The organism is Mycobacterium tuberculosis complex sp. N0072, assembly GCF_030323725.1.
In the GTDB taxonomy this organism is placed as follows: Bacteria; Actinomycetota; Actinomycetes; order Mycobacteriales; family Mycobacteriaceae; genus Mycobacterium; species Mycobacterium tuberculosis.
The window spans coordinates 1,508,471-1,531,856 of record NZ_CP040689.1 but is presented as its reverse complement, the minus strand read 5'-3'; the positions used below and the strand labels follow the sequence as shown (position 1 = coordinate 1,531,856).

Genomic DNA, 23,386 nt, shown 5'->3' with positions numbered 1-23,386 from the left:
AATTTGTTCACGGCTCTCGCAGCGACTCGATAAATACCAGCGCGGCCGGGCGTTGAACCCTGCCGTGCGGCGCCGTTCTGCGCAACGGCAGCAATTCTCCGGGCGCAGCCCCAACGTCTGCGCTGCTCGATACAGGGGCAGCAAATCTCGTGTTAATTGCCGGATACCTAACAGATTGGAGAATCATGACCACCGCTCAACTTCGTCCTATCGCACCGCAGAAGTTGCATTTTTCGGAAAATCTCAGTGTGTGGGTTTCTGATGCGCAATGCCGGCTTGTGGTATCGCAACCCGCGCTCGATCCCACGTTGTGGAATACATACCTTCAGGGTGCGCTTCGCGCCTATAGTAAGCACGGAGTCGAGTGTACCTTAGATCTCGACGCCATCAGTGACGGTTCCGATACACAGTTGTTCTTTGCCGCCATTGATATTGGAGGAGATGTAGTCGGGGGCGCTCGGGTAATCGGACCGCTGCGGTCAGCCGATGACTCGCATGCGGTAGTCGAATGGGCTGGCAATCCCGGATTATCCGCGGTGCGCAAGATGATCAATGACCGGGCGCCATTCGGGGTCGTGGAAGTGAAGTCCGGGTGGGTTAATAGTGACGCGCAGCGCAGTGATGCGATTGCTGCCGCCTTGGCGCGCGCCCTACCGCTAAGCATGTCCCTGTTGGGGGTTCAGTTTGTGATGGGGACCGCGGCGGCCCACGCGCTGGACCGGTGGCGTTCTTCGGGGGGAGTAATAGCAGCGAGAATCCCGGCGGCAGCATACCCGGACGAGCGCTACCGGACCAAGATGATCTGGTGGGACCGCAGAACCTTGGCTAACCATGCCGAGCCAAAACAACTGTCAAGAATGCTTGTCGAGTCGCGCAAGCTTCTGCGCGATGTAGAAGCGTTGAGCGCAACCACCGCAGCGACCGCTGGAGCCGAACAGTGACCATCCCACACGAGGGCGGCAGCACCGGCATTCTCGTCCTTCGTGACGATGACCACGACGATGTCCTGGTGCTCGATCGACTACGCTCAGATCCGAGCATCGAGTTCGTCGACCGATTCGCAGAACAGCTAGCGGGCGTGCGGCGCCTGCTGCCACAGCCTGATCCAGATCTGCTAGAAGAAGCGAAGCGATGGGCCTATTATCCCTGGCGGCGCATGGTTGTTGCCATTCTGGGTCCCCGGGGGTTCCGTGCCGTGCGCTTGGACCGCAACAGGCACCTCATCACCGCTGAGGAACAACGCGCACTGCACGCGCTACGGGTCGGCGTCGTCGGACTCAGCGCCGGCCATGCGATCGCATACACCCTTGCCGCCGAAGGTGCCTGTGGCACACTGCGGTTGGCCGATTTCGACAAAATTGAGCTGTCGAACCTGAATCGCGTGCCGGTCGGCGTCTTCGACATTGGCCTCAACAAGGCGATGATTGCGGCGCGCAGGATCGCGGAGCTGGATCCCTACCTGGCCGTGGACCTCGTTACATCCGGGCTCTCGCCGGAATCCGTCGACGAGTTCCTCGACGGCCTTGACGTCGTTATCGAAGAATGCGACTCGCTGGATATCAAAGTGATACTGCGACAAGCCGCGTGCGCCCGTGGTGTCCCCGTACTGATGGCGACCAGTGACCGCGGCCTGGTCGATGTCGAACGCTACGACGTCGAACCTGGGCGACCGATCTTTCATGGGCTATTGGGCGACATCGACGCCGACAAGCTGTGTGGACTGACCACAAAAGACAAAGTCCCCCACGTTCTCAACATCCTTGATTGCCAAGAGCTCTCGGCGCGTTGTGCGGCGTCGATGATCGAAGTTGACCAGACGTTGTGGGGATGGCCGCAGTTGGCAGGCGATATCTGGGTGGGCGCAGCGACGGTAGCTGAAGCGGTACGCAGAATCGGTCTGGGAGAACCACTTGAGTCTGGCCGGGTACGGGTGGATGTGTCCGCAGCGCTAGATCGCCTCGATCAACCGCCCATGCCGTCTCGCGGGAACGGATGGTTGCTCGAGTCCGTGCCGCCAACAGCGCCAGCCGAGCCGCAGCCAACCAGCGAAATCGTGGCTCAGGCGGCGATTCGCGCGCCTTCAGGGGGCAACGTTCAGCCATGGCATATTGTGGCCAAACAGCATTCGCTGACCATCCGACTAGCACCTGAGCACACCAGCGCAATGGATATCGCGTTTCGTGGTAGCGCAGTGGCCGTCGGCGCGGCCATGTTTAACGCGCGTGTCGCTGCCGCTGCACACCGGGTCCTGGGATCAGTAGAGTTCGACGAATCCCAGCCCGACTCGCCGCTGCAAGCGACAATGCATTTTGGCCGTGGTGATGATCCAAGCCTTGCGGCCCTTTACCGGCCGATGCTGCTCAGAACGACCAATCGCCACCACGGTATGCCCGGTCACGTCCACCCCGCGACCGTTGAGTTGTTAACGAACACCGCCGCGGCTGAGGGTGCGCGGTTACAGCTGTTGCTGTCACGAAACGAGATCGACCGGGCTGCAACAATTTTAGCGGCTGCAGACCGAATCCGCTATCTCACCCCGAGGCTACATGAGGAAATGATGTCCGAGCTCCGGTGGCCGGGCGACCCTTCGCTCGATGCGGGCATCGATGTCCGAAGCCTCGAACTGGATTCCGGCGAATTGCGGGTTCTCGATATCCTGCGACGCTCCGACGTCGTGGCACGGCTAGCGCAATGGGATTGCGGAACAGCCCTCGAAGACAACACCAATGAGCGCGTGTCGGCGAGTTCAGCGCTCGCAATCGTCTACGTTGATGGCGCCACGCTCACCGATTTTGCGCGTGGCGGATCAGCCATGCAGGCGGTGTGGATTGTGGCCCAACAACATGGACTGGCCGTACAACCGATGTCACCGATCTTCCTGTATGCACGTGGCCGCCACGACCTCGACCAAGCGTCACCCCATTTCGCCGCACAGCTGCACCGCCTGCAACTCGACTTTCGGGAACTGGTCAAGCCGGGCAAAGAAGGGCACGAGGTGTTGATCTTCAGGTTGTTCCACGCGCCACCGCCGTCGGTGTGTAGCCGCCGACGCGTACGGCACGCCATACCAGAGCCGCACAGATAGCATCCGAGATGTGCAACGACACCGCGACGCCGCAGCTTGAGGAGCTCGTCACCACCGTAGCCAACCAGCTCATGACAGTCGACGCTGCCACGTCAGCCGAAGTCAGTCAGCGCGTTTTGGCCTATCTAGTGGAACAGCTGGGCGTAGATGTCAGCTTTTTGCGTCATAACGATCGCGACAGGCGCGCGACGAGGCTGGTGGCCGAATGGCCACCTCGCCTCAACATACCGGACCCCGATCCGCTCAGGCTGATCTACTTCGCTGATGCCGACCCGGTGTTTGCGCTATGCGAACACGCCAAAGAGCCTCTCGTGTTCCGGCCCGAGCCGGCCACCGAGGACTATCAACGCCTCATCGAGGAAGCCCGCGGGGTTCCGGTAACGTCGGCTGCCGCCGTGCCGCTGGTATCTGGCGAGATCACCACTGGACTGCTGGGGTTCATCAAGTTCGGTGATCGGAAATGGCACGAGGCCGAGCTTAACGCCCTCATGACCATCGCTACACTCTTCGCCCAGGTGCAGGCTCGCGTCGCCGCCGAGGCGCGGCTTCGCTATCTGGCCGACCATGACGATCTGACCGGACTGCATAACCGTCGCGCGTTGCTGCAGCACCTGGACCAAAGACTGGCCCCCGGACAACCTGGCCCGGTCGCGGCGCTATTTCTCGACTTGGACCGCCTCAAGGCCATCAACGACTACCTGGGCCACGCCGCCGGTGACCAGTTCATCCATGTGTTCGCCCAACGGATCGGTGACGCACTCGTTGGCGAGAGCCTGATCGCCCGACTCGGCGGCGACGAATTCGTCCTCATACCCGCATCTCCAATGAGTGCCGATGCCGCTCAACCGCTCGCCGAACGTCTTCGCGACCAGCTCAAGGACCACGTCGCTATCGGCGGTGAGGTGCTCACCCGCACCGTCAGTATCGGTGTCGCCTCAGGGACTCCCGGACAGCACACACCGTCGGACCTCCTGCGCCGAGCCGACCAAGCCGCTCTGGCAGCCAAACACGCCGGCGGAGATAGCGTCGCGATTTTCACCGCGGACATGTCGGTCAGCGGCGAACTGCGCAACGATATTGAACTACACCTTCGACGTGGTATCGAATCCGACGCCCTTCGCCTGGTCTACCTACCCGAGGTCGACCTACGGACCGGCGACATTGTCGGGACCGAGGCATTGGTCCGGTGGCAGCACCCCACCCGTGGGCTGCTGGCACCGGGCTGCTTCATCCCTGTGGCCGAATCCATCAACCTTGCAGGCGAATTGGATAGATGGGTGCTGCGGAGGGCCTGCAATGAATTCTCCGAGTGGCAGTCAGCCGGTTTGGGCCACGACGCGCTGCTGCGTATCAACGTCTCAGCTGGACAGCTGGTGACGGGCGGGTTTGTTGACTTCGTCGCAGACACGATCGGCCAGCACGGTCTGGACGCCTCGTCCGTGTGTTTGGAAATCACCGAAAACGTTGTGGTGCAAGACCTACATACCGCCAGAGCCACCCTGGCTCGACTCAAAGAAGTCGGCGTTCACATCGCTATCGACGATTTCGGCACCGGCTATAGCGCCATATCACTGTTGCAGACGCTACCGATCGACACGCTCAAGATCGACAAAACATTCGTGCGGCAACTCGGAACCAACACTAGCGATCTGGTCATTGTGCGCGGCATCATGACACTCGCCGAAGGCTTCCAACTCGATGTAGTAGCCGAAGGCGTCGAGACCGAGGCTGCCGCCAGAATTCTATTGGATCAGCGCTGTTACCGTGCGCAAGGCGTCTTGTTCTCCCGGCCTGTCCCCGGGGAGGCCATGCGGCACATGTTGTCCGCACGACGACTACCGCCGACCTGCATACCTGCAACTGACCCGGCGTTATCTTGATGGAGGTGCCGTAACGGCAATGCAGACAACCCCAGGCAAGCGTCAACGACGGCAGCGCGGATCCATCAACCCCGAGGACATCATCAGCGGCGCATTCGAACTCGCCCAGCAGGTATCGATAGACAACTTGAGCATGCCATTGCTCGGCAAACACCTTGGCGTCGGGGTCACCAGCATCTACTGGTACTTCCGCAAGAAGGACGATCTGCTCAACGCGATGACCGACCGCGCTTTGAGCAAGTACGTGTTCGCTACCCCGTACATCGAAGCCGGCGACTGGCGCGAAACGTTGCGCAATCATGCCCGCTCGATGCGGAAGACGTTCGCGGACAACCCCGTACTGTGCGATCTGATACTGATTCGAGCGGCGCTGTCCCCGAAAACGGCGCGGTTGGGCGCCCAAGAGATGGAGAAGGCCATCGCCAATCTGGTGACGGCGGGCCTGTCGCTCGAAGACGCTTTCGACATCTACTCGGCGGTTTCGGTCCACGTGCGCGGATCGGTGGTGCTAGATCGGCTCTCCCGCAAGAGCCAGTCGGCGGGCAGCGGACCATCCGCCATTGAACACCCCGTGGCCATCGATCCCGCGACGACTCCGCTGCTTGCTCACGCAACTGGGAGGGGGCATCGGATCGGGGCCCCCGATGAAACCAATTTCGAATATGGTCTCGAATGCATCCTCGACCATGCTGGCCGGTTGATCGAACAAAGCTCGAAAGCCGCTGGTGAGGTCGCAGTGCGCCGCCCCACGGCCACCGCCGATGCGCCTACGCCGGGCGCGCGGGCCAAAGCGGTGGCGCGTTGAGGGCTTACTGCGCTTCCAGTTCCGGCACGTGGTAGGCCCGCGGCCGGTACCGGGTACGCCGGCCCCTATGAGATCCGCATCCAAAGCTTGCAGTTATGCGTCTGGAAGGCTGCCACGGTCGGCGGGATCACCACTGACATCGGGCCCATAGAGGTGTTGGTGTCGACAATGTTCTCATTGCTCACCTCGGGTGCGCTGTGTGTCGACCATGAGCAGGTTGAGAGCTCGGACACCCTGCCGAACACCAAAATAAGGGGATTCGACGGCCCCTCCGTGCGGTAGGTGCCTGGCGCAATGTCAGTTCCCACGAGAAACACCCCATCCCCGGGGAATTGCTCACCGGTTTCGGCGCGGGCCCCAGGTGCGAGCGTGATCGCGGCCATTGCCATACCCGCGACGAGTCCCGCCGATGCGCGCAACGCAAGCGTGCGGGCCATATTCTCCTCCCTATCATGCAGGTTGCCTGCCCTCCAAGATGGCAGCCTATGCCCAGATGTGCTCAAGCGACAACGCCCCTGGCGGCAATCGCGATGCAACTGCACATCATCGATGGACTCCGGAGGCCAGCCTTCGAGTCCTCAGAGGCTTCTGGATCGCGCTGGTTCCCGCTCCGCTGAGCAGCAACGGGCGCATCAGGCATCAGCCGTTCAATCTGATATTCCGCGGAGTATCGGTAGCCGCCATGCATACCGTTCGGCAGCGACGTGGTGGCGCTCGTCCGACGTTGACCATCGTCAAGTACCTATGACGGTGCTGGGCAGCGCGCACCGCCAGCTCGAATGCGCCGGCACGCCCGAGAATGAACTCGGTGGTGTCGATACCCTTGCAGCCGGCGACCGAGCAAGCCAATAACACCCAGCCGATCGACGATTTCTTGCGGGTAGCTGTTGCCACGTTCGAGGGCCGGTGCATTGGGAAAGATTTCCTTCTTGACGAATTGCCGTACCGTGGCAATGATCTCGGTGTCATATGAACCGGCCGCCAGTCACGTCCAACACGGTGCCGGTCATGTACGAGGATAGATCCGAAGCCAAGAACACGGCCACGCTAGCGACTTCGCTGGGCTCGCCGGCGCGACCCATCGGAACTTCGGCAAGCTTCTGGTCCCAAATGCGTTGCGGCATAGCTTCTGTCATCGCTGAACGGATCAACCCCGGAGCTATTGCGTTTACCCGAATGCCGAGGTGTGCAAGTTCTTTGGCGGCCGCCTTGGTCATTCCTACGATGCCGGCCTTGGCCGCTGAGTAGTTGGTTTGGCCGACCATACCGACCTTGCCTGACACCGAAGACATGTTCACAATGGCGCCCCGCTTGCGTTCCCGCATGATTGCCGCCGCCAGCCGGGTACCGTTCCATGTTCCCTTCAGATGCACCGCGATGACCTGATCGAACTGCTCTTCGGTCATCGTGCGCATCGTTGCGTCGCGGGTGATCCCGGCGTTGTTGACCATGACATCCAGACCGCCGAAACGCTCGACAGCGGTCCGGATGAGGATGTCGACGTCGTCGGCTTGAGTCACATCGCACCGCACCGCCAGAGCAACGTCATCGCCGCCCAGCCGCTTGGCTGCGACCTCGGTCGCTTCGAGATTCACATCACCAAGCACAACCCGTGCACCCTCGGCAACGAATCGCTGGCCGATAGCTAACCCCAGCCCTTGTGCACCGCCGGTAATTACGGCAGTCCGAGCGTTCAGCAATGACGCCATGCGAATATCATATTTTGCACCGTCGGCGGCGAAGCTCTTCTACACCGAACTAGCTGGCAAGGTGGCCGACCTCGCGATGCAGATTCACGGAGGAAGTGGCTATCTGCGTGGCGCGGTGGTTTCTCGCGTTACTCGGCGAGGATCTGCCACTCGGCGGCCTCGTGCTGTTGGCGCCAGAACTGACTGAAACGCCCACCCGCGGTGAGCAACTCGGAGATCGAACCGTCCTCGACCACTCGGCCATCGTCAACAAACAGGACGCGGTCGGCATGACGGATGCTTGCCAACCGATGGGCGACGATCACCCGGGTGCGTGATCGCGGATCGGCCGCAAGCGCGTCGACCACCGCGGCCTCATTCTCGGCGTCCAGTGCGCTGGTCGCCTCGTCGACCAGTAGCACCGGAGCGGCTTTCAGCAGAGCCCGTGCGATGCTTACGCGTTGCCGCTCGCCGCCGGACAGCGCCGAGCCGGCTTCGCCAACGATTGTGTTTGCGCCGTCTGGCAGCCTGGCGATGAGCTCGTCCACCCGCGCCAGCCGGACGGCTTGCGCAAACTGATCGTCACTAGCGCCCGGGTCTGCAGCGAACACGTTGTCGCGGATCGTCCCGTGGAACAGGTAAGGATGTTGGAACACGACACTGCAGACCGCCTGCTGCGCCCGGGCATCCAGCGTCGCGACATCGGTGCCGTCGATGAGGACACGACCGCGAGTGGGCTGGTGCAGGCCCGCGATCAGCGCCAGGATCGTGCTCTTTCCGCAGCCAGACGGTCCGACGATCGCCGTCGTGGTTCCCGGCTGCAAGCAGAAGCTGACCCCGTCGAGGACCGGCCCGCTGCCGCCGTCGTAGCCGAAGGCGACGTCGTCGAACTCGATACGCGGGACCACGGCGCCGTCACGCCACGTGCCAGACCCGGCCACCATGACCGGTGCGGTAAGCACCGATCCGATGCGCCCCAGGGTCGCGCGGGTGCTCTCGAGGGCCGGCGCCAACTCGCTGACAGCGGTGAACGGCTCGAGGTAACGGACCATCACCACGATCAGGGCGATGGCCTCGGGAACCGTGAGCGTTCCCGTGATGGTCAGCGCCGCGGTGGTGCCGGCGAGCACGATCAAAGCCAGTTGGCTGGCGATGCTGAACAACAGCTGGCCCGGTATCTGCATGCCCAGCAACCGCATCGTCGCGGTGTGCTGGCTGGCCAGAGCGTTGCCGACCAGACTTCGAGCCGGCTCGACGCGCCGGGCGGCCCGCAATGCCTGTTGAGTCCGAGCGAACTCGATAATCCGTTCGGTGAGCGCGGTATTGGCTTTGTCTGCTGCGGTATCGGCACGCCGCGCAAAGGCTGCGGAGGCCCACAGCGCCCCCAGCAGCAACGGCACGCCGGCCAGTGCAGCCACGCCGAGCTGCCAGGAGATCGGCAACAGGGCCAGCGCGATCACTGCCGGCAGCAGGATCGCGCTGGTCAACGGTGTCACCAGATTAACCACCAGGCCAACAAGTTCCGGCCCGGTGGCCGCGATCGCCTGCCGTGCCGTCGCGGTGTTTTCGGCGGTAAACCAATCCAACCGGACAACCGGAAGCCGGTCCGCCACATCATGTTGGGTGTGGTTAAGGACGGCGAAACCCAGCTCGATACCGATGCGTGCGGTCACGGCGTCTAGCACCCACCCGGCCACGGTCGCGGCGGACAGCCAGCCCAGCCACAGCCACGCGCGCTGCGGCGCCTCCCCGAACAACGCCGCCATCAGCGGCACCAGCAACACGGTGCCCACCGCTCGCGCGACAACGGAACAAAACGCGAGCAGCGCAAAGCCGATTAGCCTGGCGCGGTGGTCGTTCGGAACAAGGGCTATCCAGGTGCGGATCATCGGGTGCCGTCCTGCGCTGCGGCGACCGCCACCCGGCTGCCCTGGCCGGTGTCCCACAGCCGGCAGTAGCGTCCGCCCGCGGCAAGCAACTCCTCGTGGGTGCCGCGTTCGACGATCCGACCATGATCGAGCACGACGATCTGGTCGGCCCGGGTGATGGTATGCAGTCGATGGGCGATTACCAGCACGGTGCGGTCCCGGGTCAGCCGGTTAAGCGCCTGTTGCACAAGGTATTCCGATTCCGGATCGGCAAACGCGGTGGCCTCGTCGAGGATGAGGACCGGAGTGTCGCCGAGGATGGCACGGGCAATGGTGAGCCGCTGTCGCTCCCCGCCCGAAAGACCACTGTTGGCTCCGAGCACGGTATCGTAGCCGTCCGGCAGCCGAAGCACCCGGTCGTGGATTTGCGCTTCGCGGGCCGCGACCTGGACCTGTTCGGCGGGGGCATCCGGTACCGCCAGCGCGATGTTTTCGGCGGCGGTGCCATGCACAAGCTGGGCTTCCTGTAGCACAAAGCCGACTCGCGTGTACAGCTCGTCCGCGGCCAGTGATCGAATATCCTGTCCACCAACGCGTATCGCACCTCGCTCGACATCGTGGAATCGAGCCAGCAGGGTGGCCAGTGTCGACTTGCCGGAGCCGGACGGGCCGACGAGCGCGGTGACCGTGCCCGGCCGCAGCGTAAGCGATACATCCTGGATCACCGGCACTCCAGGGCGGTACCCGAAGGTGACGTGGTCGAACACCACAGTTGCTGGCGCCTCGCCGTCGAGCGGTTCGCGCGGATGTTCCCGCACGGCGAGTTCGGTTTCGTCGAGTGTGACTTGCAGGTGCCGGGCCGCCAGAAGTCCCGTGCGTAGGCCGCCGAGCCCGTAGGCGATCCCGAGCAGGCGGGCACCGAACGTGGTACCCAAGAACATGAACGGCAACAAATTCACCGGATCCATTCGATGCGTGGCTACCAACAAGGTGCCGGTAGCGGCGATGAGCCACAGGAACGTTGCTGGGCGAGTGGCCAGATCCATCAGGGTTTTCTTGCCGGCCAGCGGCCGCTGCCAGGCGACCAGGAATCCGATGTACTCGTCCAACCGGCGACGGAAGCTCGATGACGCGGCGCCGAAGACGCGAATCACCGGCTGACCCTCGAGGTAACTACCCGCTTCGCCGTTCATCTTCTCTGCCCACCGCTGCGCTTGAACAATGCGGGGCCCGGATTGGATCGTGAGCGATGACGTGATGGTCAGGTAGACCAGAACCGGCCCGAACAAGACCAGCGCCACTCGCCAGTCCACGACGAACAGATAGACCAGCACCCCCACCGGGGCGACAACCGCGGCGACCGCGTCCGGAACGGCATGGGTGACCAAGTAGTGCAACGCCAGCGTGTCGTCAGTGACCAATTTTTTGATCGATCCGGACCCGCGGCTGGTGAACCAGCCCAGCGGCAACCGGGACAGCTTGCTCAGCAGCCGCAAGCGCAACGCCCTGGCGAAGCGGGCATCGATCACGTGCAGCCACAGCGTGAGGGCGGCTGCCAGCAAGGCCCCGGTCCCCAGCAACCCCACCGCGGCGAACCCGACCGTGAACAACCGGTGCGCGCCGGCGCCGGAGAACAGCAGCCTTGACAGCTCGACCAACAGCACGAACGGCGCCAACTGCGCCAGCGTGACCAGAGCCGCAAGCACACCCGAGAGCACCAGCGGCAGCTTTAGCGGCGCCAGCAGCCGGCTGGCAGCCTGAGCGCGCCAGCTGCCACGCGCCGGGGCAGGCACCGCCGATTCTGGCTGCGGGGCTGCGCCCACCTCAGGTTCGGTGGCCGCCGGTTCGGTTGCTCGGTGGGTGCCCATGGCACGCCCGGCGTTCCAGTAAGCCTGAGCGTGGATCTCGGACTTAGGGAACCCGAACTCGTCGCGCAGCCGCACCCGGACGCATTTCAGCGCGGCAGCCTCTGGCGTCGCCCACGCATACCAGTCCGACCAGTCGCGGTTCTCGATCGCCTCGGCCAGCGATTTCTCGTCGCGGCGCATAACCCAGCGCACCCGCAGCCGGGGATGCTTTGCGAGCGGGATCAACGTGTCGTTGTCGTCGTGTTGTTCAAGGTACATCTCGATCGGGACGTCGTTCGGGACCGTTTCGATGATCCCGTTCATCCCCGGAATCGACGCCGAGTCGCCGATTAGCAGATACCCGGCGGGCTGCTCCTCGGGCACGTCGAACCGCGATGAGCCCATCAGCGACATGACCGCTATGGTTGCGCCAGGTTTGACGGTGCGCGCCCACGACGAGGCCGGACCCGCCGGGTCATGCAATACAACGTCGACCGCGAAGCGGCCCGCGGCGGGGTCAGCTTCGGAGATCGTATAGGCGCGCTGGAACTCGGTGTTGGACCCGTTCGGGTCGGGGAACCAGAACCGCAGCCATGCGGCGGGCTCAGCCTCCGCATCCTGGAAGAGCGTCGGCGAAACCATCCGGACCCGCACGAAATGCGGTGCAATCGAAATGGTTTCGATCACCGTTGCGGTGTGGTCGCGCGCGCCGAAACTGCGCAACATCACACCCTGCAACCCGCGTGCCATCAGCGGTCCTCTCTCGCGGCGGCCTAATCCGCCACGACTTCTCAGATCGGGCGACCACGAACGCTGGGTTACCGGCCAACCGGCGTGCAACGGCGTCGCGCTCCGCCGATACCCCGAGCTGCGCCGCGACCGCGCTGATACTCAGCCCGCGCATACAACCCAGTCGGCCCCAGTCGGACGATCTCGTCCAAACTAAGGGTTGCCTTACCGAAGGTCAAACTCGGGGACCATGGAGTGCGGGCGGAGGGACTCGAACCCTCAAACTCTTTCGAGCACCGGCACCTAAAACCGGCATGTTTGCCAATTTCATCACGCCCGCGGGCGTAGCGATCGTACCGCCTCGACCCCCGGACAGCCGGGCAGCGGGCGACGTGATCCCGGCTCACGCATGTATGGCATGCCTAACCTAAGCAGCGAGCCCTCCGGTAAGCTCGGCCCGCAATGACCAAACCCACATCCGCTGGCCAGGCCGACGACGCGCTGGTTCGGCTAGCCCGCGAGCGATTCGACCTACCTGACCAGGTACGACGCCTCGCCCGCCCGCCCGTTCCATCGTTGGAGCCGCCATACGGGTTGCGGGTCGCACAGCTGACCGACGCGGAGATGTTGGCGGAGTGGATGAACCGTCCTCATCTGGCGGCGGCCTGGGAGTACGACTGGCCGGCGTCACGTTGGCGTCAACACCTGAACGCCCAACTTGAGGGAACCTATTCGTTGCCATTGATCGGCAGCTGGCACGGAACAGATGGTGGTTATCTCGAATTATACTGGGCAGCAAAGGATTTGATTTCTCACTACTACGACGCAGACCCCTACGATTTGGGGCTGCACGCGGCCATCGCGGACTTGTCGAAGGTCAATCGGGGCTTCGGCCCGCTGCTGCTACCGCGGATCGTGGCCAGCGTCTTTGCCAACGAGCCGCGTTGCCGGCGGATCATGTTCGACCCCGATCACCGCAACACCGCGACCCGTCGGTTGTGTGAGTGGGCCGGATGCAAGTTCCTCGGTGAGCATGACACGACAAACCGGCGCATGGCGCTCTACGCTTTGGAAGCTCCGACCACGGCTGCGTAACCGTCGTGATCGGGCGTCATGCCGGCAGCCACCAATTCCCACAGCACCTCGTCGGTGCCGCCGCCGACCCGGGCGAGCTTCATGTCCCGCCACCATTTGCCAAGCGTCGTTTCGTCGACAAGATAACCCGCCCCACCGAAGATGTGCATGCATTCGGAGATGACTTCCTCACCGAGCCGGGCGGCGGTGACTTTGACCGCTGCCGCCGTGCGCAGTTCCAGTCTCCCCTGTTCAGCGATGCCGTGCAGCGCGTACCGCAGCAGATCGACACGCGCCTGCAGGTCCGCCATACGCAGCCGCAGCGCCTGGTGTTCGAACAGCGTCTGACCGAACTGACGTCGACTCATCATGCGGGCCAGGGTGATTCCGATCGCCCGTTGACACGACGCTGCGATCTGCCCGGCGATCGACATCCGCTCATGAGCCAGTCCCCAACTGATGGCTGCCAGCCCCGTGCCGGCCCGCGCAACCAGTGCATCGGCCGGTACCCAGGTGTCGATGCAGACCGCGGCGGTATCCAGCGGTCCCGCACCGACCTTGCGGTAGGGGGTCTGCACGCTGACTTGTGCGGCCGGCACGGCCACGACCGCGACATTGCCGTGCCTACTGGTCGGATCGTGGTCGACGCTGCGGGCCACCACCATGATGTGGTCGGCGATCGGAGACAGCGACACGAATTTCTTGACGCCGCGGACCTCGAAACCACCGTCACGGGACCGTATCTCGGTTTCGACGATCTGCAGGTCGGATCCGCCGGACTCCTCCGAGGCTCCGATGCACAGCACCGCGGCGCCACGGATCGCCTGATCGCAGATATCCCGCAAGTAGTCCGACTTACCAAACCGGCGCAAAATCGCGATCGCCGAGTCATGCAAGCTGACACCCACACCGATGCCGGCAGAGGCCAGCTGGCCCAACGCGAAAGCGAGTTCGACGAGTTTACCGACGTCGGGACGGGCGTCGGTCGCCCACTTCGCATCGAATACGCCGCAGACACCCAGGTGTTCGATCAACTGGCGCGGAAAACGTTCCTGCGCTTCCGCTTCTGCGGTCCATGCCACCACCCGCTCGTCGAACGCTTTGGCGAGCAAACCGCGGAAGTCGTCGAGGTCGGAGCCGGCCGTCATCAGTCCGCCATCTCCAGGGAGCGCCGGACTGCCAAGCGGCGCAGTTTTCCAGACGACGTCCGGGGCAGTGATCCAGGCGACACGAAGACGACGTCGGACGGGACGATACCGCACTCGGACGCAACGCGTTGGATCAGTTCGGCGCGGGCGTTCGCCTCGTCTGGGCCGCGGAACTCGGCCGCGACCACCAGACCGGGGCGGGTCGAGCGATCACCGGTGCCCAAGGCGACCACGGCGCCTTCGCGCACTCCGCGAACTTGCGCTGCCACCAGCTCGACCTCCGTCGGAAAGATGTTGCGTCCCGCGATGGAGATGACTTCCTTCGCGCGACCACACACCACCAGGCCGCCAGCGCCAAGATAGCCGAGGTCGCCGGTGGCAAACCAATCGTCAGGGTCGATCGGCTGCTGACCCAGGTAACCCGCCATCATCGACGCACCGCGAATCTCGATTTCGCCAATTTCACGGCTCGCATTGCCTGCCGCCTGATCACCGCACGAGATCCGTACCTCCATACCGGGGATGGGGTTACCCAGGACCGCGTGCTTATGCGCACCGCTGCCGTCGATGACACGGTCGGCAAGCAACCCAATTCCGGGGACCGGCACGGTCACCGCGCACGTCGACTCGGCGAGCCCGTAGGAGGGCAACACGGCGCCGGCATCGAATCCGAACGGTGCCATCGCCTCCGCGAACCGCGTCAGCCCATCGCAGTCAACCGGCTCTCCACCGTTGAGCGTCACTCGCAGGGCACCCAGGTCGACCTCGGATACCCGCCTGGCGTATTTGCCGATGAGGTTGTAGGCGAAGTTCGGTGCCGCGGTCATGGTGGCACCACTGTCCGAGAGCCAACTCAACCAACGGAACGGCGACGCCGTGAACGCCGTCGTCGGGGCCAACCAGAGCGGCGCACCGGCCAGCGCAGCAGAGAGCACGAAAGCGAGCCCCATGTCGTGGTACAGCGGTAACCATGAGCAACCGACGTCGGTCGCAGCATCGGTGCCCACGCGCTGATTGAGCCCACGCAAGTTGCTGAGCACCGCGCCCGGCGAAAGGATGGCGGTACGGGGCGCGCCCGTCGATCCCGCGGTACCTTGAAGGACCGCGGGCCCTTCACTCGCCACCGGTGTGGCCGAACGATTGGTGTGCGCCGCCGTGCTGAGATCTCCGATCGTTACGCCGGCCGTATCGACCGATCGCAGGCGGGCAAGGTAGGAACCCTGGCTCAATACGGTGCGCACCCCAATCCCGAGGAAACGGGTCAACGTCGCGTCCGCCCATCGCTGGTCATTGGCGCCACGTACCGGCCCGGGCAGGATCGACACGGCAGCGCCGGCAAGCCAGGCACCCTGGATCGCGGCGACCAACTCGACCGTCGGTTCGCCGACCAGACCCACCGCGGCGGGTCGGTCATGGTCTAGCAGCCAGGCCGCTACGCTCTCGGCCAGCCCGTGTACCTCGGGCCACGGGTGCCGACACCACAGCGAGGTCTCGCGGTCGAGGACCATCAAGTCGCCGGCAGAGGCCTGCATGGACCGCGTGAGCACGGCCGCGAGCTCACTCATCGCGGTATTTGGCCGCGATCGCTGCCTCCAGTTCTCCGACCGTGTCGCACGTCAAGAGCTCCTCTTCGGACAGTGCGACTCCGAGCCGCTCCTCGATGGCCACCATACCGACCGCGAAGGCCACCGAATCCAGTCCCACATCGTCGACCAACCTGGCATCAGGCGTGACTCGAGTCAGGTCAATGTTGAGGTCGTCGCGCAGGATGCTCAGCAACGTAGTGCTGACGGTGGACGGCGATGAGGTCATGGCGAAGGAGGCTACACCTGGGGTATTAGGCAAGGCTAGCCTTGTACTTAGTGGATATCGCCACATCGCGCCCGGGCGCCCAATAGAGCAGTGCGCGGTAACGTCGTGGGGTGTCCACTACCCGCCGTCGCAGACCCGCGCTGATCGCGTTGGTGATCATCGCGACCTGTGGTTGCCTGGCCCTGGGTTGGTGGCAGTGGACCAGGTTTCAATCGACCTCGGGCACCTTTCAAAATCTGGGTTACGCGTTGCAGTGGCCATTGTTTGCTTGGTTCTGCGTCTACGCGTACCGCAACTTCGTTCGGTATGAAGAGACGCCCCCGCAACCGCCCACCGGCGGCGCCGCCGCCGAGATACCTGCCGGATTGCTGCCCGAGCGGCCGAAGCCGGCGCAGCAGCCACCCGACGATCCCGTACTACGGGAATACAACGCCTACCTAGCCGAGCTAGCCAAGGACGATGCCAGGAAGCAGAACAGGACCACCGCATGACCGCACCCGAAACGCCCGCGGCGCAGCACGCCGAGCCTGCCATCGCCGTCGAGAGGATTCGCACCGCTTTGCTCGGCTACCGGATCATGGCGTGGACGACGGGCCTCTGGCTCATCGCACTGTGCTACGAGATCGTGGTCCGCTACGTCGTCAAGGTTGACAATCCGCCGACGTGGATCGGTGTGGTGCACGGCTGGGTGTACTTCACGTATCTGCTTCTGACGTTGAACCTGGCGGTCAAGGTCCGCTGGCCGCTCGGCAAAACAGCCGGTGTTCTGCTCGCCGGCACAATTCCGCTGCTCGGCATCGTCGTCGAGCACTTCCAGACCAAAGAGATCAAGGCCCGCTTCGGGCTTTAGCCTGTCGCCAGGGAGCGCAGCGCCGGCAGCAGCAGAGCCAACGCGCGACCGCGATGGGATACCGCGTCCTTTTCCGCCGGGCTCAGCTGGGCCGCTGTGCGGTCGTCACCGTACGGGACGAAGACCGGGTCGTAGCCGAACCCGCCGTCACCGCGCGGCTCACGGGCGATCGTGCCGGGCCATTCACCGCGCACGACAACTTCGCCGGACCCCGAGACCAACGCGCAGGCCGACACGAACGCTGCTCCGCGCCGCTCATCGGGCACATCGCACAACTGCGCCAGCAACAGCGCGGTGTTCGCGGCATCGTCGCCATACCTGCCGGACCACCGGGCCGACAGCACGCCAGGCATGCCGCCCAGTGCGGCCACCTCCAAACCGGAGTCGTCGGCAACGCTGGCAAGTCCGGTCGCGGAGAACGCGTCGCGCGCCTTGGCCAGCGCGTTGTCCTCGAATGTCACACCGGTTTCTGGTGTTTCAGGCAGCGGCGACACATCGCCCAGCGACAACAGCGTCAAACCCGATAGTCCGGCGCCGTCCAACACCCGGCGCAGTTCGGCCAGCTTTTTGCGGTTGCGGCTGGCGACCAGAAGCTTGGTCACAAGCGCCACTCCTCCTCATCGCTCCGCTCTGCATCGTCGCGGCGCGGTCAGGTGCCAAACGCCTTCGGCGGTGGCGGTCCCTGCGGCAGCACACCCGGATACGGCAGCGCCAACGCGTCGCGTTGTGCGGCAAACAACGTGTCGCAGGCGCCCAGTGCCATGTCCAGCAGCTTATCCAGTGTCGAACGTGCGAACGTCGCGCCTTCGCCGGTGCCCTGAATCTCTACCAGGGTTCCGGTGTCGGTAGCGACGACGTTCATGTCGACCTCGGCGCGCGAATCTTCCTCGTAGGGCAGATCCACCCGGATCCTGCCGTCGACAACACCGACGCTGACCGCGGCGATGGCACACGACAATGGCCTGGGGTCGGACAACTTACCCGCCGCCGACAAGTAGGTCACTGCGTCGGCCAATGCCACGTAGGCGCCGGTGATGGCCGCGGTTCGAGTGCCACCATCGGCCTGCAACACATCACAATCGATAGCGATCGTGTTCTCCCCCAGCGCCGCCAGGTCGATGCATGCGCGCAGCGACCGGCCGATGAGCCGACTGATTTCCTGAGTACGCCCGCTAAGCCTGCCTCTCACCGACTCGCGATCAGAGCGGCTGTGGGTGGCCGACGGCAGCATGGCGTACTCCGCGGTGAGCCACCCCAGACCGGTTGCTTTACGCCACCGGGGCACCCCTTCGGTGACGCTGGCGGTGCACAGGACCTTGGTGTGACCGAATTCGATGAGCACCGATCCCGCCGGGTTTTCGGTGAAACCGCGGGTGATGATCACCGGGCGAAGCTCGTGGTCGAGCCGGCCGTCTTCTCGCTTGGACACGACGCCAACCCTAGACCTAGCCGGCTCGCCGGACTTCGAACGTCTCGTCGCATACCACCGCGTGCACCGGGCCGTCGAACTCGGCCTTGGCCTCGCTGATGACGTCCTCACGCGAAGTCCACGGCGGGATATGCGTCAGCAGCAGCTCACGAACGCCGGCTTGCGCGGCAACCATACCGGCTTCGGTGCCCGACAGGTGTAGATCGGGTGGATGTTTGGGCGAGTGTGTCCAGGAGGCCTCGCAGAGGAAAACGTCGACGCCGCGAGCCAGCTCGACGAGCTGGTCACAAATGCCGGTGTCGCCGCTATAAGCCAGTGACGCACCGCTCGGATCGGTGATCCGCAGGCCAAACGACTCAGTCGGGTGGGCAACCAGCCGCGGCACTATCGTAAGGGCGCCCAACGTCACTGGCTCACTGTCGGCCCAGTGGTGAACATCGAAGATATCCGAACAGTCGTCAATCTCCCCACCGTACGGGGACGACGCCGCCCCCAATCGCGACCAGGTGTCGCTGGGGCCGTACAACAATGCCTTGCCAGAGGGACGCGACGGGTGGTAACGCCGCCACACAAAAAGTCCCGGCAAGTCCAGACAATGGTCCGCATGCAGATGCGACAGCAGCACATGCACCGACGCGGGATCCGCGTGCCGTTGCAGCGCGCCGAGCACACCCCCGCCGAAGTCGATAACCAACGGCGGTGTGTGCGGCGCTCGGAGCAAATACCCCGACGCAGGCGAATCCGGCCCCACGACGCTACCGGAGCATCCGAGCACGGTTATTCGCACGGACACTACTGTGCCATGCCCGATACAACGATGCGGAATACATCGACGCATTCGGTGACGAGAATCTCTTCCATGGCCTAATGAATGCGCGATGGGTGAACGGGTTGCACACCACCGAGCACCGGACCCAGGAATCGTGCGGCCAATTTGGTAAACGCTTCGGGGTCGCCCGTAGCTTCAAATATCCGAGTTGCCGGCGGCGCGTCATGCGGACGCAATAAGTCGATCTCGGTGAGCACCCGGACCACTTCCTTAGCGGTCTCCTCGGCGCTGGAGACCAGCGTGACGTTCTCGCCCATCGCCAGTTGAATCAGTCCGGACAGCAGTGGATAGTGCGTACAGCCCAGCACTAGCGTGTCGACCTCGGCGCGCTGCAGCGGTTCCAGGTAGCCCTGCGCCAGACCGAGCACCTGACGACCGCTGGTGACGCCGCGCTCGACGAAGTCCACGAAGCGAGGGCAAGCCACCGCGGTGATTTCGGTGTCGCGGGCCGCAGCGAACGCGTCCTGATAGGCGTGTGAAGTGATGGTCGCCCGCGTGCCGATTACCCCGATGCGGCCGTTGCGGGTGGCGGCCACCGCACGCCGCACCGCCGGCAGTATCACTTCGACGACGGGCACCTGGTAGCGCTCGCGAGCATCCCGCAGGCACGCCGACGACGCCGAGTTGCAGGCGATCACCAACGCCTTGACGCCTCGGCCGACCAGATCGTCGCCGATGGCCAGCGCGTGCGCCCGGATCTCCGGGATGGTCAGCGGACCGTACGGGCCGTTGCCGGTGTCGCCGACGTAGACGATGTCCTCGTCGGGCAGTTGGTCGATGATGGCCCGCGCGACCGTCAGTCCCCCGACGCCGGAATCAAAGACTCCGACGGGCGCCAACGGCGAATTCATAACTTCGGATGCCCGGAACGCGCGCCGGCCCTTTTCAGTGCACGGGCCTTACGCTCCGGAGCGGACAACAGATACGCCGCCACGACGCCAGCAACCGCACCACTTAAATGACCCTGCCATGACACGCCACCACACTGGCCCAGCACCGGCATCGCGCCGAGCAGGATGCCGCCATAGACAAACAAGACCACCAGCCCAATGACGATATCCCATCCCTTGCGCACAAAAAGCCCGAACACCAATAGGAAGGCCAGCCAGCCAAAGATCAGGCCAGAGGCGCCGATATGGTCGGTCGGGCCACAGCTGCTGCCCACATTGCCGATCAGCCAAGTGCCCAAGCCGCCCAGAATCCAAATGATCGCGGTGGCCCAGACAAACCGGGACAGCCCGGCCAGCGTCATAAGAAACCCCAGCACCAGCAGCGGGATGGTATTGGCCATTAGGTGGTGCCAGTTCGCGTGCAAAAGTGGCGCAAAGATGACGCCCCACAGGCCGTCTGTTTTCAGCGGCCTGATGCCGTTGACGTCCAGCCGACTCCCGGACAGCTGGTCGATCAGTTCGACGAGATAGAGCAGCGCGACGAAGGTGAGGATCGTCGTCCCGCCGACCACCCAGCGCGGGCGCTTCGTCGTCTGCGTTGTCGGTGTTCGCGGACGGCCTGTGGGCCGTGTTATCTGCACCGCTCCTCCCCGTCGCTTCCGGCGCGGGGTCATGCCCATAGTTGCCCTTCCAGAGCGGTCTCGGCGTCATCCAGGCTACCGGCGTAGGCGCCGGTGGACAGATACTTCCACCCGGCGTCGGCGACCACCAACGCAATGTCGGCCCGCTCGCCGGCCGCCAGGGCGCCGGCCCCGACTCCGAGTGCGGCGTGTAGCACCGCGCCGGTTGAGATGCCCGCAAAGATGCCTTCGGTGTGCACCAACTCGCGGGTGCGGCGCACTGCGTCCACCGCGCCGACAGAATATCGCGCGGTCAGTATTTCCGGGTCATACAGCTCGGGCACAAAGCCTTCGTCCATGTTGCGCAGGGCGTATACCCCCTCACCGTAGCGGGGTTCGGCCGCCACGATCTTGACGTTGGCAACGTGCTCGCGCAGGAAACGGCCAGTGCCCATCAGCGTGCCCGTGGTGCCTAGGCCGGCGACGAAGTGCGTGATTTCGGGCAGGTCGGCCAGCAGCTCGGGGCCGGTGCCGCAGTAGTGCGAGTCGGTGTTGGCGGGATTGCCGTACTGGTACAGCATCACCCATGACGGGTTGGTCGCGGCCAGCTCTTTGGCGGTGGCCACCGCAGTGTTGGACCCGCCTTCGGCCGCCGAGAAGATAATCTGCGCGCCGTAGAGCTCGAGCAGCTGCCGCCGTTCAACCGATGTGTTCTCCGGCATCACGCAGATCAATCGGTACCCCTTCAACCGGGCCGCCATCGCCAGCGAAATGCCGGTGTTTCCGCTGGTGGGCTCCAGGATGGTGGCGCCCGGCCGCAACAACCCGTCGGCCTCGGCCTGCTCGATCATCCGCACAGCCGGGCGGTCCTTGATCGACCCGGTCGGATTGCGGTCCTCGAGCTTGGCCCACAGCCGCACGTGCGGTCCGTCTCGCCCGTCATCCCAGCGTGGCGACAATCGCTGCAGGCCAACCAGCGGCGTGTTGCCCAAGGCCTGCAACAGCGAGTCGTATCGTGTCATGTGCTCCGCTCACCCACCGGCCACGGCGGGGAGGATGGTGACCGAGTCACCGTCAGCGATCGCGGTGGCCAAGCCGCCGGAGAACCGCACGTCCTCGTCGTTGACGTAGATGTTCACGAAGCGGTGCAACTTACCTGGGGAAGACGGGTCCATCAGGCGCTCGGAAATGCCCGAATAGTTGGCCTCCAGGTCGCTGATGACGGCACCCAAGGTATCGCCGCTGGCCGAGACACTCTTCTGGCCGCCGGTGTGGGGCCGCAGGATGGTCGGAATGGATACGGTGACGTTCATGCTGGCCTTTCTCGGAACGGTTCAGTACTGCTCGACGACATTGACAGGTTCCTCGGTGACAGCGCCATCGACGATGCGGTAGCTGCGTAGCTCGTGCCGGTGCGGGTCGCGGGTGGACACCAGCACGTAGTGCGCGTCGGGTTCGGTGGCAAGCTTCACGTCCGTACGGCTCGGGTACGCTTCGGTCGCAGTGTGCGAGTGATAGATGACGACCGGGACCTCGTCGGCATCTTCCATAGCCCGCCACACCTTCAGTTGCTCACCGGAATCCAACCGGTAGAAGGTCGGCGAGCGCTCGGCATTGGTCATCGGGATATGCCGCTCGGGACGGTCAGAGCCCTCGGGTCCGGCCAGCACTCCGCAGGCTTCGTCGGGGTGGTCGCGACGCGCATGGGCCACCATCGCATTCACCAGGTCTGCGCGAATCACCAGCACGTAGACGGTTCCTTTCCTAAGCAACACCGAAGTTTCAGGACCCGAATGCTCCGGGAAACATGTCACGGTAGGTCGGTATTCCGGCTACCGGCTGAGCATTGAGCACGCCGGCCAGCACCGCACGAGCCAGGCAATCAGCCGCCGCCGCACCGACCGCGGTGACCAGCTGAGTCTCCGGAGACAATGCGGCCGGCACGCCGGCCTCCGGCGGCACCGCTACCGCGCCGGTGGCCAGCGCGAAAACCGTGTCGCCATCCAAGGGGGTGTGTGCCGGCCGGATGGTGCGGGCCAACCCGTCGTGGGCGGCAATCGCGATGCGCCGGCAAGCCGCAGGGCTCAGCGCGGCGTCACACGCAATCACACCGATCGTCGTATTGAACGGGGTGTTGAAGGCTCCCAGCGGGGACGATAACTGCGCCAGCGCAGCAATCTGCTCGGCCGGCGGGGCCCTCAACGCGAACTCGCCGACTAGGTCGGCCATCCACGGCAAGCCGGTGGCTGGATCGACGACGTTGCCAGCGGCATTTACCACAGCAAGGACACCGACGGTCACACCGGACTGCAGGGTAGCCGATGCAGTCCCGACACCGCCCTTGAGCGCTCCGGCGCGCGCCCCAACCCCCACGCCCACCGTCCCGACCGCGACGTCGACTCCGGCTGCCGCACAGGCCGAATAGCCGAAATCGGCCGTCGGCCGACAATTCCAGCCGCCGACCGGAAGGTCGAAAATCACCGCGCCCGGCACGATGGGCACCACGCCGCTGTCCATCGCGACGCCGCGCCGGTGTTCCTCTAGCCAGCGCATGACGCCATCGGCGGCGGCCAGACCGTAGGCGCTGCCGCCGGCGAGCAACAGGGCGTCGACGAAGCGCACGCTGTTGGCCGGGTCCAGCAGATCAGTCTCGCGGGTTCCAGGGGCGCCGCCGCGGCAATCGACCGCACCGACCGTCCCGGGCGGCGGCAACACCACCGTGACGCCACAAGCCCACCCGGCGCCGAGGGACGCGTCGGGGTCCAGTCTCTGGTAGTGGCCAACCCGGATGCCCCCGACGTCGGTGATGGAGTTCATCGGGCCGCCGCGCAG

Annotated in this window: 24 protein-coding genes, 1 tRNA gene and 1 pseudogene; 8 read left to right on the top strand and 18 right to left on the bottom strand. The window is 64.4% G+C overall.

The window, feature by feature from the left end; translation table 11 throughout:
* Positions 1–185: 185 nt before the first annotated feature.
* Genes FF952_RS07235 through FF952_RS07220 form a run of 4 tightly spaced genes read left to right on the top strand, consistent with a single transcriptional unit; the run spans position 186 to position 5,770 of the window.
* Entirely contained in the window at positions 186–941 is a 756-nt protein-coding gene (locus tag FF952_RS07235) for a hypothetical protein (RefSeq protein WP_003911502.1), read from the top strand.
* The gene (locus FF952_RS07230; protein WP_003904609.1) at positions 938–3,085 is read left to right on the top strand and encodes an Rv1355c family protein; all 2,148 of its coding nucleotides are present in this window, start codon (positions 938–940) and stop codon (positions 3,083–3,085) included. Before FF952_RS07235 ends, FF952_RS07230 begins: the two co-directional genes overlap by 4 nt.
* Before the next feature lie 8 nt (positions 3,086–3,093).
* Positions 3,094–4,965 (top strand): putative bifunctional diguanylate cyclase/phosphodiesterase, encoded by a 1,872-nt coding sequence (locus FF952_RS07225; RefSeq protein ID WP_003904608.1) that lies wholly within the window; start codon positions 3,094–3,096, stop codon positions 4,963–4,965.
* 19 nt (positions 4,966–4,984) lie between these two features.
* A complete protein-coding gene (locus FF952_RS07220) occupies positions 4,985–5,770 on the top strand; it encodes a TetR/AcrR family transcriptional regulator (protein WP_003898836.1) in 786 nt (261 codons plus the stop codon).
* Between the two features lie 65 nt (positions 5,771–5,835).
* Here the strand turns inward: FF952_RS07220 and FF952_RS07215 are convergent, their stop codons facing one another.
* From FF952_RS07215 to fabG, 3 genes are all read right to left on the bottom strand, one after another.
* A complete protein-coding gene (locus tag FF952_RS07215; protein ID WP_003406967.1) occupies positions 5,836–6,207 on the bottom strand; it encodes an Rv1352/Rv1906c domain-containing protein in 372 nt (123 codons plus the stop codon).
* Between the two features lie 305 nt (positions 6,208–6,512).
* Positions 6,513–6,692 (bottom strand): hypothetical protein, encoded by a 180-nt coding sequence (locus FF952_RS20935; protein ID WP_501591866.1) that lies wholly within the window; start codon positions 6,690–6,692, stop codon positions 6,513–6,515.
* A 43-nt stretch (positions 6,693–6,735) separates the two neighbouring features.
* Positions 6,736–7,479: a 3-oxoacyl-ACP reductase FabG gene (fabG, locus tag FF952_RS07205; protein ID WP_003406963.1), complete on the bottom strand. Its 744-nt coding sequence runs from the start codon at positions 7,477–7,479 to the stop codon at positions 6,736–6,738.
* On the opposite strand from fabG, the pseudogene FF952_RS07200 reads away from it, so the two are divergent.
* Positions 7,445–7,615 (top strand): annotated as a pseudogene (locus tag FF952_RS07200) (acyl-CoA dehydrogenase family protein); the annotation flags it as partial. The gene fabG and the pseudogene FF952_RS07200 sit on opposite strands and share 35 nt — an antisense overlap.
* On the opposite strand, the gene irtB reads toward FF952_RS07200, so the two are convergent.
* From irtB to FF952_RS07185, 3 genes are all read right to left on the bottom strand, one after another.
* Positions 7,608–9,347 (bottom strand): iron ABC transporter ATP-binding protein/permease IrtB, encoded by a 1,740-nt coding sequence (gene irtB, locus FF952_RS07195; protein WP_003900322.1) that lies wholly within the window; start codon positions 9,345–9,347, stop codon positions 7,608–7,610. The pseudogene FF952_RS07200 and the gene irtB sit on opposite strands and share 8 nt — an antisense overlap.
* On the bottom strand, positions 9,344–11,923 hold the full coding sequence (irtA, locus tag FF952_RS07190) for an iron ABC transporter ATP-binding protein/permease IrtA (protein ID WP_003904606.1): 2,580 nt from the start codon (positions 11,921–11,923) through the stop codon (positions 9,344–9,346). The genes irtB and irtA overlap by 4 nt, the downstream gene beginning before the upstream one ends.
* Positions 11,924–12,158: 235 nt before the next feature.
* Positions 12,159–12,242, bottom strand: a tRNA-Leu gene (locus FF952_RS07185).
* Between the two features lie 122 nt (positions 12,243–12,364).
* On the opposite strand from FF952_RS07185, the gene mbtK reads away from it, so the two are divergent.
* Entirely contained in the window at positions 12,365–12,997 is a 633-nt protein-coding gene (gene mbtK / locus FF952_RS07180) for a lysine N-acyltransferase MbtK (RefSeq protein WP_003406956.1), read from the top strand.
* Here mbtK and mbtN read toward each other — a convergent pair.
* From mbtN to mbtL, 3 genes are read right to left on the bottom strand one after another with little or no spacing between them, the layout of a single operon-like run.
* Positions 12,964–14,124, bottom strand: coding sequence for an acyl-ACP dehydrogenase MbtN (mbtN, locus tag FF952_RS07175; RefSeq protein ID WP_003406953.1), 1,161 nt, complete (start codon positions 14,122–14,124; stop codon positions 12,964–12,966). The genes mbtK and mbtN overlap by 34 nt on opposite strands.
* Positions 14,124–15,689, bottom strand: coding sequence for a long-chain-fatty acid--ACP ligase MbtM (gene mbtM, locus FF952_RS07170; RefSeq protein WP_003406950.1), 1,566 nt, complete (start codon positions 15,687–15,689; stop codon positions 14,124–14,126). Before mbtM ends, mbtN begins: the two co-directional genes overlap by 1 nt.
* A complete protein-coding gene (gene mbtL / locus FF952_RS07165) occupies positions 15,682–15,936 on the bottom strand; it encodes a mycobactin biosynthesis acyl carrier protein MbtL (RefSeq protein ID WP_003911484.1) in 255 nt (84 codons plus the stop codon). The genes mbtM and mbtL overlap by 8 nt, the downstream gene beginning before the upstream one ends.
* 110 nt (positions 15,937–16,046) lie before the next feature.
* Here mbtL and FF952_RS07160 point away from each other — a divergent pair, with 110 nt between their 5' ends.
* Both FF952_RS07160 and FF952_RS07155 read left to right on the top strand, forming a co-directional pair.
* Entirely contained in the window at positions 16,047–16,427 is a 381-nt protein-coding gene (locus FF952_RS07160; RefSeq protein WP_003898833.1) for a hypothetical protein, read from the top strand.
* Positions 16,424–16,786, top strand: coding sequence for a DUF3817 domain-containing protein (locus FF952_RS07155; RefSeq protein ID WP_003406937.1), 363 nt, complete (start codon positions 16,424–16,426; stop codon positions 16,784–16,786). The genes FF952_RS07160 and FF952_RS07155 overlap by 4 nt, the downstream gene beginning before the upstream one ends.
* Here FF952_RS07155 and rdgB read toward each other — a convergent pair.
* From rdgB to FF952_RS07110, 9 genes are all read right to left on the bottom strand, one after another.
* A complete protein-coding gene (gene rdgB / locus FF952_RS07150) occupies positions 16,783–17,397 on the bottom strand; it encodes an RdgB/HAM1 family non-canonical purine NTP pyrophosphatase (RefSeq protein WP_003406931.1) in 615 nt (204 codons plus the stop codon). The two genes, FF952_RS07155 and rdgB, sit on opposite strands and share 4 nt — an antisense overlap.
* A gap of 38 nt (positions 17,398–17,435) precedes the next feature.
* Positions 17,436–18,215: a ribonuclease PH gene (gene rph / locus FF952_RS07145; protein WP_003406926.1), complete on the bottom strand. Its 780-nt coding sequence runs from the start codon at positions 18,213–18,215 to the stop codon at positions 17,436–17,438.
* A 16-nt stretch (positions 18,216–18,231) separates the two neighbouring features.
* Entirely contained in the window at positions 18,232–19,008 is a 777-nt protein-coding gene (locus FF952_RS07140; RefSeq protein ID WP_009936344.1) for a cyclic nucleotide-degrading phosphodiesterase, read from the bottom strand.
* A 71-nt stretch (positions 19,009–19,079) separates the two neighbouring features.
* On the bottom strand, positions 19,080–19,895 hold the full coding sequence (gene murI / locus FF952_RS07135; RefSeq protein WP_003406919.1) for a glutamate racemase: 816 nt from the start codon (positions 19,893–19,895) through the stop codon (positions 19,080–19,082).
* Positions 19,892–20,614, bottom strand: a complete 723-nt coding sequence (locus tag FF952_RS07130) for a rhomboid family intramembrane serine protease (RefSeq protein ID WP_003898831.1) — start codon at positions 20,612–20,614, stop codon at positions 19,892–19,894. Before FF952_RS07130 ends, murI begins: the two co-directional genes overlap by 4 nt.
* Positions 20,605–21,576, bottom strand: coding sequence for an O-phosphoserine sulfhydrylase (gene cysM / locus FF952_RS07125; RefSeq protein ID WP_003406912.1), 972 nt, complete (start codon positions 21,574–21,576; stop codon positions 20,605–20,607). The genes FF952_RS07130 and cysM overlap by 10 nt, the downstream gene beginning before the upstream one ends.
* 9 nt (positions 21,577–21,585) lie before the next feature.
* On the bottom strand, positions 21,586–21,867 hold the full coding sequence (cysO, locus tag FF952_RS07120) for a sulfur carrier protein CysO (protein WP_003406910.1): 282 nt from the start codon (positions 21,865–21,867) through the stop codon (positions 21,586–21,588).
* 21 nt (positions 21,868–21,888) lie between these two features.
* A complete protein-coding gene (gene mec, locus FF952_RS07115; RefSeq protein WP_003898830.1) occupies positions 21,889–22,329 on the bottom strand; it encodes a CysO-cysteine peptidase in 441 nt (146 codons plus the stop codon).
* Between the two features lie 7 nt (positions 22,330–22,336).
* Positions 22,337–23,371, bottom strand: a complete 1,035-nt coding sequence (locus tag FF952_RS07110) for a P1 family peptidase (protein ID WP_003406908.1) — start codon at positions 23,369–23,371, stop codon at positions 22,337–22,339.
* Between the last annotated feature and the right edge of the window lie 15 nt (positions 23,372–23,386).

Coding starts and splice junctions, on each gene's coding strand:
- FF952_RS07235 (WP_003911502.1), top strand. CDS start 186: ATGACCACCGCTCAACTTCGTCCTATCGCACCGCAGAAGTTGCATTTT.
- FF952_RS07225 (WP_003904608.1), top strand. CDS start 3,094: ATGTGCAACGACACCGCGACGCCGCAGCTTGAGGAGCTCGTCACCACC.
- FF952_RS07220 (WP_003898836.1), top strand. CDS start 4,985: ATGCAGACAACCCCAGGCAAGCGTCAACGACGGCAGCGCGGATCCATC.
- FF952_RS07215 (WP_003406967.1), bottom strand. CDS start 6,207: ATGGCCCGCACGCTTGCGTTGCGCGCATCGGCGGGACTCGTCGCGGGT.
- fabG (WP_003406963.1), bottom strand. CDS start 7,479: ATGGCGTCATTGCTGAACGCTCGGACTGCCGTAATTACCGGCGGTGCA.
- irtB (WP_003900322.1), bottom strand. CDS start 9,347: ATGATCCGCACCTGGATAGCCCTTGTTCCGAACGACCACCGCGCCAGG.
- irtA (WP_003904606.1), bottom strand. CDS start 11,923: ATGGCACGCGGGTTGCAGGGTGTGATGTTGCGCAGTTTCGGCGCGCGC.
- mbtK (WP_003406956.1), top strand. CDS start 12,365: ATGACCAAACCCACATCCGCTGGCCAGGCCGACGACGCGCTGGTTCGG.
- mbtN (WP_003406953.1), bottom strand. CDS start 14,124: ATGACGGCCGGCTCCGACCTCGACGACTTCCGCGGTTTGCTCGCCAAA.
- mbtM (WP_003406950.1), bottom strand. CDS start 15,689: ATGAGTGAGCTCGCGGCCGTGCTCACGCGGTCCATGCAGGCCTCTGCC.
- mbtL (WP_003911484.1), bottom strand. CDS start 15,936: ATGACCTCATCGCCGTCCACCGTCAGCACTACGTTGCTGAGCATCCTG.
- FF952_RS07155 (WP_003406937.1), top strand. CDS start 16,424: ATGACCGCACCCGAAACGCCCGCGGCGCAGCACGCCGAGCCTGCCATC.
- murI (WP_003406919.1), bottom strand. CDS start 19,895: ATGAATTCGCCGTTGGCGCCCGTCGGAGTCTTTGATTCCGGCGTCGGG.
- FF952_RS07130 (WP_003898831.1), bottom strand. CDS start 20,614: ATGGGCATGACCCCGCGCCGGAAGCGACGGGGAGGAGCGGTGCAGATA.
- cysM (WP_003406912.1), bottom strand. CDS start 21,576: ATGACACGATACGACTCGCTGTTGCAGGCCTTGGGCAACACGCCGCTG.
- cysO (WP_003406910.1), bottom strand. CDS start 21,867: ATGAACGTCACCGTATCCATTCCGACCATCCTGCGGCCCCACACCGGC.
- FF952_RS07110 (WP_003406908.1), bottom strand. CDS start 23,371: ATGAACTCCATCACCGACGTCGGGGGCATCCGGGTTGGCCACTACCAG.